At 67.0% G+C, this 11,505-nt stretch carries 8 protein-coding genes; 6 read left to right on the forward strand and 2 right to left on the reverse strand.

Features of this window, described 5'->3' with window-relative positions:
* Positions 1-3: 3 nt before the first annotated feature.
* Together C167_RS0108160 and C167_RS0108165 are read left to right on the forward strand one after the other, a co-directional pair.
* Complete coding sequence (locus C167_RS0108160; RefSeq protein WP_017517777.1) at positions 4-1,413, forward strand: Y-family DNA polymerase; 1,410 nt, start codon at positions 4-6, stop codon at positions 1,411-1,413.
* Positions 1,410-4,496 carry an error-prone DNA polymerase gene (locus C167_RS0108165; protein WP_017517778.1) on the forward strand — a complete coding sequence of 1,029 codons (3,087 nt, stop codon included), beginning with the start codon at positions 1,410-1,412 and terminating at the stop codon, positions 4,494-4,496. Before C167_RS0108160 ends, C167_RS0108165 begins: the two co-directional genes overlap by 4 nt.
* 652 nt (positions 4,497-5,148) lie before the next feature.
* Here the strand turns inward: C167_RS0108165 and C167_RS35055 are convergent.
* Positions 5,149-5,478, reverse strand: a complete 330-nt coding sequence (locus C167_RS35055) for a hypothetical protein (RefSeq protein WP_081596651.1) — start codon at positions 5,476-5,478, stop codon at positions 5,149-5,151.
* A gap of 150 nt (positions 5,479-5,628) precedes the next feature.
* On the opposite strand from C167_RS35055, the gene C167_RS32335 reads away from it, so the two are divergent.
* Both C167_RS32335 and lysA read left to right on the forward strand, forming a co-directional pair.
* Positions 5,629-6,564: a LysR family transcriptional regulator gene (locus C167_RS32335; protein ID WP_017517779.1), complete on the forward strand. Its 936-nt coding sequence runs from the start codon at positions 5,629-5,631 to the stop codon at positions 6,562-6,564.
* A gap of 79 nt (positions 6,565-6,643) precedes the next feature.
* Positions 6,644-7,888, forward strand: a complete 1,245-nt coding sequence (gene lysA / locus C167_RS0108180) for a diaminopimelate decarboxylase (RefSeq protein ID WP_017517780.1) — start codon at positions 6,644-6,646, stop codon at positions 7,886-7,888.
* 209 nt (positions 7,889-8,097) lie between these two features.
* Here lysA and C167_RS0108185 read toward each other — a convergent pair whose 3' ends face one another.
* Complete coding sequence (locus C167_RS0108185) at positions 8,098-8,535, reverse strand: Lrp/AsnC family transcriptional regulator (protein ID WP_017517781.1); 438 nt, start codon at positions 8,533-8,535, stop codon at positions 8,098-8,100.
* A gap of 230 nt (positions 8,536-8,765) precedes the next feature.
* Between C167_RS0108185 and C167_RS0108190 the strand changes: the two genes are divergently transcribed.
* Both C167_RS0108190 and C167_RS0108195 read left to right on the forward strand, forming a co-directional pair.
* Positions 8,766-10,448, forward strand: coding sequence for a flavin monoamine oxidase family protein (locus tag C167_RS0108190; protein ID WP_017517782.1), 1,683 nt, complete (start codon positions 8,766-8,768; stop codon positions 10,446-10,448).
* A gap of 92 nt (positions 10,449-10,540) precedes the next feature.
* Positions 10,541-11,326, forward strand: coding sequence for a carbon-nitrogen hydrolase family protein (locus tag C167_RS0108195; RefSeq protein WP_017517783.1), 786 nt, complete (start codon positions 10,541-10,543; stop codon positions 11,324-11,326).
* The last annotated feature ends 179 nt before the right edge of the window (positions 11,327-11,505 follow it).

Genomic DNA, 11,505 nt, shown 5'->3' on the forward strand with positions numbered 1-11,505 from the left:
GCCATGCTCTGGGCCTGCATTCTCCTGCCACAACTGGCGATGGACGGCGTGTTGCGCGGCCGTTCCGAGCCGGACGCCGCCCTGGCGCTGCTCACCGGGCCGACCCAGCGCCGCGTGCTGCAGGCGGTGAACCCGGCCGCGCGGGCTCTGGGGCTCAAGCCCGGCCAGTCGCTCACCGCCGCCCAGGCGCTGAGCCGCGAATTCGCCACCGCCGAATACGACCTGCGCGACGTGCAGCGCTGGCAGAACCTGCTGGCCGCCTGGGCCTACGGCTTCAGCTCGCAGGTCAGCCAGCACTATCCGCGCGCACTGCTGTTGGAGGTGCAGTCCAGCCTGCAACTGTTCGGCCCCTGGCCGCGCTTCGAGGCGCGCCTGCGCGAGGAGTTGAACGGGCTGGGCTTCCGCCACCGCATCACCGCCGCACCCAACCCGGCCGCCGCACGCATCCTCGCCAACGGCCACGACGGCCTGGCGATCCACGACAACGAGCAGCTACGCCAGTATCTGGGCAGAATGCCCCTGGAGCGCCTCGGCCTGGACCGCGACGCCGCCACTTCCCTGGGCCGCATGGGCCTGCGCAGCCTGCAGCAGCTGCTCGCCCTGCCGCGCGAGAGCCTGGCCCGGCGCTTTGCGCCGCAGGTGCTGCAGCAGGTTGACACCCTGCTCGGCCAGCGCCCGCTGGCCCTGGAGTTCTACCGGCCGCCAGATACCTTCGAGTCGCGCATCGAGCTGAACTTCGACGTGGAATCCACCCAGGCGCTGCTGTTCCCGCTGCGCCGCCTCACCGGCGACCTCGCCGCCTTCCTCGCCGGGCGCGACAGTGGCGTGCAGCGTTTCGTCCTCTATCTGGAACACCACGGAGGCAGCGACACGCAGATGCCGGTCGGCCTGCTCAGCGCCGAGCGCGAGGCGGCCATGCTCTTCGAACTGACCCGTGGCCGCCTGGAGCAGCTGCAACTGCGCGCCCCGGTACACAGCGTGCGGTTGCTGGCCGACGATCTGCCGGCCTTCGTCCCGCAGCACCGCGAACTGTTCGACGACCGCCCGCAACAGTCGCTGCCCTGGGAACAGCTGCGCGAACGCCTGCGCGCACGGCTGGGCGACGATGCCGTGCACAGCCTCGGTGGCCGCGCCGACCATCGCCCGGAGCGCGCCTGGCAAGACTGCTCCACCCCGCTGCAGCCCGTCACCATGGCCTCGCGCCCCGGCTGGCTGCTGACCGAACCCCAGCCGCTGCGCGAATTCGCCCCGACCCTGCTGGCCGGCCCCGAACGCATCGAATCCGGCTGGTGGGACGGCGAGGACATCCGCCGCGACTACTATCAGGTGCGCACCCGCAGCGGTCAGCGAGCCTGGGCGTTCCGCCCGGTCGGCGACGATGGCCACCTGCTGCTGCACGGCTGGTTCGCATGAGCGCGCCGGTCGAAGGCATCGGCTACGCCGAGCTGCACTGCCTGTCCAACTTCAGCTTCCAGCGCGGCGCCTCCAGCGCCGCCGAGCTGTTCGAGCGGGCGAAGAAGCTCGGCTACCGGGCGCTGGCGATCACCGACGAATGCAGCCTGGCCGGTATCGTCCGCGCCTGGCAGGCCTCGAAAGAGACGAAAATCCCGCTGATCACCGGCAGCGAATTGAGCCTCTCGCACGGCCCGAAACTGGTGCTGCTGGCGGAAAACCTCACCGGCTACCAAAACCTCTGCCGCCTGCTCACCCACGCCCGCCGCCGCGCCGAAAAAGGCAGCTACCGCCTGGTGCGCGCGGACTTCGACGACAACCTCGACCATCTGCTGGCGATCTGGCTGCCGCGCGATGACCGGGACGACGACGGCTTCTGGCTGCGCGGACTATTCCCCGAGCGCCTGTGGCTCGGCGTCGAACTGCACAAGGGCCCGGACGACGCCGGCAAGCTGCATCGTCTGCGCGAACAGGCGGCGCGCTTGGGCATCCCCGCCGTGGCCTGCGGCGACGTGCACATGCATGTGCGGGGCCGCCGCGCCCTGCAGGACTGCATGACTGCCATCCGCCAGCACCTGCCGGTGCACGAGGCCGGGCAGTACCTCTACCCCAACGGCGAACGGCATCTGCGACCGAAGGAGGCGCTGGCGGCGATCTATCCCGCCGAGTTGCTGGCGGAGACGCTGAGGATCGCGGGGCGCTGTACGTTCGATCTCGATCAACTCGACTACCAGTATCCACGCGAACTGGTGCCCGACGGCCATACGCCGACCACTTGGCTGCGCGAGAAGACCGAGGAAGGCATCCGGCGACGCTGGCCGGACGGCGAGTCGGAGAAGGCGCGCAAACAGGTGGAATACGAGTTGGAGCTGATCGCCGAACTGGGCTACGACAGCTACTTCCTCACCGTCCACGACATCGTCGCCTTCGCCCGCCGCCAGAGCATCCTCTGCCAGGGACGCGGTTCGGCGGCCAACTCGGTGGTCTGCTTTGCCCTCGGCATCACCGAACTGGACCCATCCAAGGCCAAGCTGCTGTTTGAACGCTTCATCTCCCGCGAGCGCAACGAGCCGCCGGACATCGACGTCGACTTCGAGCACGACCGCCGCGAGGAGGTCATCCAGTACGTGTTTCGTCGCTACGGCCGCAGCCGCGCCGCGCTCACCGCCGTGGCCAGCACCTACCGCGGCGCCGGCGCCGTGCGCGACGTGGCCAAGGCGTTGGGATTGCCGCCGGACCAGGTCGGCGCGCTGGCCGACTGCTGCGGCGCCTGGAGCCGCGAAGCACCGCACGTCGACCGCCTGCGCGAAGCCGGCTTCGACCCGGAAAGCCCGATCCTGCGCCGCGTGCTGGCCCTGACCGGGCAACTGGTCGGCTTCCCCCGGCACCTGTCGCAGCACCCCGGCGGCTTCGTCATCTCCCAGCAGCCACTGGAAACCCTGGTGCCGGTGGAAAACGCAGCGATGCCCGAGCGCACCCTGATCCAATGGGACAAGGACGACCTCGACGCCGTCGGCCTGCTCAAGGTCGACGTGCTCGCTCTCGGCATGCTCAGCGCCCTGCGCCGCTGCTTCGACCTGATCGAGCGCTATCGCGGGGAGCGTTACACGCTGGCCTCACTACCGCAGGAATGCCCGAAGACCTACGCCATGATCAGCCGCGCCGACACCGTGGGCGTGTTCCAGATCGAGTCCCGCGCGCAGATGGCCATGCTGCCGCGCCTGAAACCCAGGACCTTCTATGACCTGGTGATCGAGGTGGCCATCGTCCGCCCCGGCCCGATCCAGGGCGACATGGTCCATCCCTACCTGCGGCGGCGGAACGAGGAGGAAGAAGTCGACTATCCCTCCGAAGAACTCAAGCCGGTGTTCGAGCGCACCCTCGGCGTGCCGCTGTTCCAGGAACAGGTGATGCAACTGGCGATCATCGCCGCCGAGTACACGCCCGGCGAGGCCGATCACCTGCGCCGCTCCATGGCCGCCTGGAAGCGCCACGGCGGACTGGAGCCTCACCGCCAGCGACTGTTCGAGCGCATGACCGCCAAGGGCTACAAGCAGGAATACATCGCGCGCATCTTCGAGCAGATCAAGGGCTTCGGCAGCTACGGCTTCCCCGAGTCCCACGCCGCCAGCTTCGCCCTGCTCACCTACGCCAGCTGCTGGCTGAAATGCCACGAACCGGCGGCCTTCACCTGCGCCCTGATCAACAGCTGGCCCATGGGTTTCTACAGCCCCGACCAGCTCCTGCAGGACGCTCGCCGCCACGGCCTGGAAATCCGCCCGGTGGACGTGCGCCACAGCCACTGGGACTGCACCCTGGAGCCGATCCCCGAACGCCAGCCGGCAATCCGCCTCGGCCTGCGCATGGTGCGCGGTCTGCGCGAGAACGTGGCCAATGCCGTGGCTCAGGCGCGCAATCAACGGGCCTTCGCCGACGTCGCCGACCTCTGCCTGCGCGCCCACCTGGACAACCGCGCCCGCGAACAACTGGCCGACGCCGGCGCCCTGCGCGGCCTCGCCGGCCACCGGCACAAGGCGCGCTGGGCGATTGCCGGGGTCGAGCCGCAGTTGCCGCTGTTCGCCGGGCAAGTCACCGAGGAAGCGCCGGTCAGCCTGCCGCTGCCCAGCCGCGGCGAAGACCTGCTCACCGACTACGCAACGCTTGGCACCACCCTCGGCCCGCACCCCATGACCCTGCTGCGCGGCGCCCTCAAGGCCCGCCGCTGCCGCAGTTCACGGGATCTGGCCACGCTGGAAGCCGACCGTCCGGTGCGCGTCGCCGGCCTGGTGGTCGGCCGCCAGCGTCCCGGCACCGCCAGCGGCGTCACCTTCGTCACCCTGGAAGACGAATTCGGCATGATCAACGTGATCGTCTGGCGCGACCTCGCCGAACACCAGCGCCGCCCCTTCCTCAGCGCCCGCCTGATGCAGGTGGACGGCACCCTGGAAGCCAAGGACGGCGTGCGCCATGTGATCGCCGGACGGCTGACGGACCTGAGTGAACTGCTGGAAGGGTTGGATGTGCGGAGTCGGGATTTCCATTAAGACCAGCCAGGCGAAACGAATCTCGCGGACCCCATTACGGCGGATAACGCTGCGCGTTATTCGCCCTACGGATTGTGCGCCGGCTGCTTTTCGTAGGGGCTTGCTCGCGAACAGATTGTCCGGCCGCATCGGTGTTGGGCGGTTCGCGAGCAAGCTCGCTCCTACAGGTGGGCGGTAAACCCAGGCGCGTCCCTGTCAGCACGAATTTCGCCGCGATGGATTTCGCGGACAAGGGCTAGGCGCCCCGTCTCTCCTACGGGAGCACAGCTCCGCTCTGGCTCTGGCTCTGGCTCTGGCTCTGGCTCTGGCTCTGGCTTTAAAGACTTCCAGAGAAATCTCCGTGCACTCCGACTGCCCCTTCAGGAGGCCGAGTGGAATCGGAGTTTCAGGGGTTGAGCGGCATGGATGCCGCGAGAGCGTCGTCGGGCCAGGGATGGCCCGTCGACGCGTGCTCCTGAAACTCCGATGGAGCGAGGGAACCCCGGCGAAGCCGGGGCCGGATGCAGGGGCAAGCGCTTTGGTTACTTTCTCGCGTTTGAGAAAGTGACTCGCCCGAGGGGGCGAAACAAAATCTCTCAGCCCACGCCGAAGCGGCGCGGAAACACCGAACAAGACGGCGGATAACGCCTTAGTCGTTATCCACCCTCCATGGCTATTTACGCCGATAACTCTTGTTCCCGCTGGGCGTCAGGCAATACACGCCGCCACGCGGCCCCGTGCAGAAAGTGCCGCTGCTGCATGAGCAGGAACCATCGTCGGCGGAAAAGCGTTGGAGTGAAGGCGCAGAAGAGCTGCTGCCCCCCAGATAGGCCGGGCAGCTCTTCTTCGAGCCACTGATGGAGCCGTCGTTGCATAGGAAGAGCTCGCCCTGGCAGCGAGAAATGCCACCCTTGCTACCGGAGCAAGGCGTATTGGCCGCCACCGCCAGCGTCGTGACAAACACCAGCGTCATCCCTATCGACCAGACCGATCCCTTGCGCATCCTGCGTCCACCCCGAATAGTGGCTTAATGCTATCGCGCAATGACGATCTTGTCAGGAAGGGTCTGAAGGCAATGGCCCTCAAGGCATCAGAATTTGCCCGCGACGCCCGCGCCCCTTACCCTCCCGCTATCTCCCCATCGGCCAGCCCCATGATCACCCTCCGCCACATCGAAGTCTTCCGCGCGGTCATGACCACCGGCAGCGTCACCCGCGCGGCGGCGTTCCTGCACACCAGCCAGCCCACCGTCAGCCGCGAGCTGGCCCGGCTGGAGCAATTGGTCGGCTTCGAACTGTTCCTGCGCGAGCGCGGGCGGTTGGCACCGACGGCGAGGGCATTGATGCTGTTCGAGGAGGTGGAGCGCTCCTTCACCGGGCTGGACCGCATCGTCGCCTTCGCCGGGAGCCTGGGGCAGTTCGCCGAGGGCAAGTTCTCCATCGGTTGCCTGCCGGCACTGACCCAGGCGCTGCTGCCGGAAGCCTGCAAGCGCTTCAGCCGGGAGAACCCGGCAATCAGCCTGGAGGTGGCGGCACTGGAATCGCCGCATCTGGAGGAAGCGCTCAGCGCCCAGCACCACGACATCGGCCTGATCGAGAGCGACGACGCCCCACGCGGCACCGAATTGCAGCCGCTGCTGGCAGTGGACGAGGTGTGCATCCTTCCTGACGGCCATCCGCTGCTGGCCCGCGAGCGCCTGGAAGCGGCGGATTTCGCCGGCTTGCCCTTCGTCAGCCTGGCCACCAGCGACCGCTACCGGCACCTGATCGATGCCGTATTCCTCGGCGCCGGCGTACAGCGGCAGATGCAGGTGGAAACCCACAGCGCCGTCTCGGTGTGCAGCATGGTCCGCGCCGGCCTTGGCCTGGCCGTGGTCAACCCGATCACCGCGCTGATGTTCCAGGGCCAGGGCATCCAGCTGCGCCCGCTGGCCTTCTCCCTGCCGTTCCAGGTCAGCGTGGCAAAGCCGCTGTACCGCCCCGCTACGCCACTGCGCGAGCGCTTCGTGGCGGCACTCCAGGCAGAAGCTGGCGTACGCGTACAGCACCTGCGCGAAGCCGGCGTGGGCTGCACCCTATATCAAAATTGAATTGATCAGATAACAAGCGGCATTATTCAGCCATGCAAAGGGCCGGTAGACTAGCGCCATCTAACTTCGGAGCCCATTCATGACTTACCTCGCCCTGCCCCGCGCCGAACAGCTTGCCCTGCAATTCGGCACCCCGCTGTGGATCTACGACGCAGCCACCATCCGCGGCCAGATCGAGCGCCTGAAGAGCTTCGACATCATCCGTTTCGCCCAGAAGGCCTGCTCCAACCTGCACATCCTGCGCCTGATGCGCGAACAGGGCGTGAAGGTCGACGCGGTATCCCAGGGCGAGCTGCTGCGCGCACTGGCCGCCGGCTACTCGTGCCGTGAGGACGAATCCGAGATCGTCTTCACCGCCGACCTGCTTGACCGCACCACCCTGGAAACCGTGGTCGAGCATGGCATCCCGGTGAACGCCGGCTCCATCGACATGCTCCGCCAACTGGGCGAAGTCGCCCCCGGCCACCCGGTGTGGCTGCGCATCAACCCCGGTTTCGGCCACGGCCACAGCAACAAGACCAACACCGGCGGTGAGCACTCCAAGCACGGCATCTGGCACAGCGACCTGCGCGCCGCCCTGGACGTGATCCGCGAGCGTGGCCTGCGCCTGGTCGGCCTGCACATGCACATCGGCTCGGGCGTCGACTACGGCCACCTGGCCCAGGTCGGCGAAGCCATGCTCGGCCTGGTACAGCAGGTGAAAGACGCCGGCCACGACCTGTCCGGCATCTCCGCCGGCGGCGGCCTGTCCATTCCCTACCGTGCCGGCGACCCGGAAGTGGATACCGCGCATTATTTCCAGCTGTGGGACAAGGCGCGCAAGGCCGCCGAAGCCGTGGTCGGCCACAAGCTGCACCTGGAGATCGAACCGGGCCGCTACCTGGTGGCCCAGTCCGGCTGCCTGCTCAGCGAAGTGCGCGCCACCAAGGATGCCGGCCGCAACCACTTCGTGCTGGTGGACGCCGGCTTCAACGACCTGATGCGCCCGTCCATGTATGGCAGCTACCACGGCATCCGCGTACTGGCCGGCGACGTGGCCAGCCGCGAGGTCATCGACACCGTGGTGGCCGGCCCGCTGTGCGAGTCCGGCGACGTGTTCACCCAGGGCGATGGCGGCGTGGTCATCCCCCGCGCCCTGCCGCGCGCCCAGGTCGGCGACCTGCTGCTGATCGAGGACACCGGCGCCTATGGCGCGTCCATGTCGTCGAACTACAACAGCCGTCCGCTGATCGCCGAGGTACTGCTCGAAGGCGACGAAGCGAAGCTGATCCGCCGCCGCCAGCGCGTGCAGGAGCTGCTGGCGCTGGAAGAAGAGCTGGGCTGAGCCCGGATGTAAGCCATCTCCGCCCGAGCTCTGCGGCTGGGCATACCCTCTCCCCCGCCCTCTCCCTAAAGGGAGAGGGAGCAGTTCGGTGCGCCCGGTAGACGCGGTGTTTCCAACCCTACCGATCAGTCCCCTCTCCCTTCAGGGAGAGGGCTAGGGAGAGGGAGATCTGGCACGAGTAATCCGTAACCTACAGGATTGCACCCTTCTCACCGATCGATGCGCGTCGACAGGATGATCGACGACATCGTCCGCTCCACCCCATCCAGCGCGCCGATGCGGTCCAGCACCGCGTCCAGGTCGCGGATCGACAGCGCCTCGACGATCACGATCATGTCGAAGTTGCCACTCACCGAATGCAGCGTCGTCACCTCGGCGATCTTTTCCAGCGCCTGCACCACCTGGTGCGACAGTTTCGGCAGCGCGGTCACCAGCACGTGGGCGCGCACCAGGGACTGCGCGTAGCTGTCCGACACCTTGATCGAGTAGCCGCTGATGATGCCCTGCTGCTCCAGCCGCTCGATACGGCTCTGCACCGTGGAGCGCGACACCCCGAGCTTGCGCGCCAGCTCGGAAATCGACTCACGGGCATTGGCGCGCAGCAGGTTGAGCAGCATGGCGTCCGCGTTTTTCGTGATTTTGCTCATTGGATCTATCAATCTGCCTGAAAGCTCTTGAGCATTTTGCAGATTCACGGATTCATTTCAACGACTGCCTTTGTAATAGTGAGCGCCACGGCGAGCCTTCACAGCTCGCCATTTCTTTGCCCGCGCGCCACCCATCGACAGGCCTCTGCGGGCCGCGAAAGCCTTGCCAAGCTGGTGATACAAGCCGGCACGCCGAACAACCGGCACCTCGAACAAGAAGGACGCCTCCGATGCACAAGAACCGCCACCGCCATACCCCCGGCAAGAAACCGGTCACCATCTTCGGCCCGGATTTCCCCTTCGCCTTCGACGACTGGATCGAACACCCTGCCGGCCTGGGCAGCATTCCCGCCGACAAGCACGGCCAGGAAGTGGCCATCGTCGGCGCCGGCATCTCCGGCCTGGTGGCGGCTTACGAGCTGATGAAGCTGGGCCTCAAGCCGGTGGTCTACGAGGCGTCGAAGATGGGCGGCCGGCTGCGTTCGGAGAGCTTCGAAGGCGCCGAAGGTATCATCGCCGAGCTGGGCGGCATGCGCTTCCCGGTGTCCAGCACCGCCTTCTACCACTACGTCGACAAGCTCGGCCTGGAAACCAGGCCCTTCCCCAACCCGCTGACGCCGGCCTCGGGCAGCACCGTGGTCGACCTGGAAGGCACCAGTCACTACGCCGAGAAGATTGACGACCTGCCGGAAATCTTCCGCGAAGTCGCCCAAGCCTGGGCCGACGCCCTGGAAGACGGCGCACGCTTCTCCGAGATCCAGGACGCCATCCGCGAACGCGACACCGTCAAGCTCAAGGCGCTGTGGGACGAACTGGTGCCCAAATGGGACGACCGCACCTTCTACGACTTCGTCGCCACCTCCAAGGCCTTCTCCCGCCTGTCCTACCGCCACCGCGAAATCTTCGGCCAGGTCGGCTTCGGCACCGGCGGCTGGGACTCGGACTTCCCCAACTCCATGCTGGAAATCTTCCGCGTGGTGATGACCAACTGCGACGACCACCAGCACCTGGTCGTAGGCGGCGTCGAACAGGTACCGCGCGGCATCTGGAGCCACGTGCCGGAAAACTGCGCGCACTGGCCGGCCGGTACCTCCCTGGCCTCGCTGCACAACGGCGCGCCGCGCCCGGGCGTGAAGAAGATTGCCCGCGCCGCCGACGGCACCTTCGCCGTCACCGACTACTGGGGCGACACCCGCCACTACGCCGCCGTCCTGGCGACCTGCCAGACCTGGCTGCTGACCACCCAGATCGAGTGCGAGGAAGCGCTGTTCTCGCAAAAGATGTGGATGGCCCTGGACCGCACCCGCTACATGCAGTCGTCGAAGACCTTCGTGATGGTCGACCGGCCGTTCTGGAAGGACAAGGACCCGCAGACCGGCCGCGACGTGATGAGCATGACCCTCACCGACCGCCTCACCCGCGGCACTTACCTGTTCGACAACGGCGACGACAAGCCGGGGGTGATCTGCCTGTCCTACTCCTGGATGAGCGATGCCATGAAGATGCTGCCGCACCCGGTGGAGAAGCGCGTGCAGCTGGCGCTGGACGCGCTGAAGAAGGTCTACCCGAGCGTCGACATCGCCAGCCACATCATCGGCAACCCGATCACCGTGTCCTGGGAGGCCGACCCGCACTTCCTCGGCGCCTTCAAGGGCGCGCTGCCGGGCCACTACCGCTACAACCAGCGCATGTACGCGCACTTCATGCAGGACGACATGCCCGCCGAGCAGCGCGGCATCTTCATCGCCGGCGACGACGTATCCTGGACCCCGGCCTGGGTGGAGGGCGCGGTGCAGACCTCGCTCAACGCCGTGTGGGGGATCATGAAACACTTCGGCGGCGCGACCCATCCGGAGAACCCCGGCCCGGGCGATTGCTTCGCCGAACTGGGCCCGATGGTCCTGCCGGACTGATTCTTTCCACTGGTTGAACAGCGGCTCGCGCAGGGCCGGGATCGGGTGCACACTGCCTGATCCCGGCCTTGCGCGTTTCGAAGGAGAACCCCATGTACCTTGCCCTCTACCAGTGCCCACCCGGCCCCGACGATGTCGCCGGCAACCTGCGCCGTCTGGAGCAGGCCGCGCAGCAGGCGGTGCAGAATGGTGCGGACCTGCTGGTGCTGCCGGAGATGTACCTGTCCGGCTACAACATCGGCGCAAGACGCGTCGCGGAGCTGGCGCAAAGCTGTGACGGCCCGTCCGCCCTGCGCATCGCCGAAATCGCCCGCGAAAACAAGCTCGGTATCCTCTACGGCTACCCCGAGCGTGACGGCGACGCGGTCTTCAATAGCGTGCAGCTGATCGACCGCCGGGGCGAGCGCCGCGCCAACTACCGCAAGACCCATCTCTACGGCGATCTCGACCGCAGCCAGTTCAGCGCCTCCGACCAGGCGCCGGCGATCTTCGAGCTGGACGGCTGGAAGATCGGCCTGCTGATCTGCTTCGACGTGGAGTTCCCCGAGAACGTGCGCAGCCTGGCGCTGGCCGGCGCCGACCTGGTGCTGGTGCCCACCGCCAACATGCGTCCCTACGAGTTCGTCGCCCAGGTATTGGTGCCGACTCGCGCGTACGAGAACCAGGTGTTCCTTGCCTACGCCAACTACGTGGGCAACGAGGGGGAGATCGAGTACTGCGGCCTGAGCAGCATCGTCGCCCCGGATGGACAGGTGCTGACCAAGGCCAAACACAGCGAGGAACTGCTGGTGGCCGAGCTGGACCCGCCGCGCATCGCCCTGGCGCGCGAGGGATACAGCTATGTGCACCTGCGGCGGCCGGTGCTGTATCGCAGCTGAAAAAAGCCCGGCATTCCGCCGGGCTTTTTAGGGGTATTCGGCAAGAGGCAGCCTTGCTCTCGTAGGAGCGGACCTTGTCCGCGAAATCCCACAACCGGCACGATGTCGCAGGATTGCCCCCCGTGCAGCACGCCAGGCGGCAACGCCCTGCGCGCGGAAAGAATCGCGGACAAGGTCCG

The sequence above is a fragment of the Pseudomonas nitroreducens TX1 genome, assembly GCF_000313755.1.
GTDB lineage: Bacteria > Pseudomonadota > Gammaproteobacteria > Pseudomonadales > Pseudomonadaceae > Pseudomonas > Pseudomonas nitroreducens_A.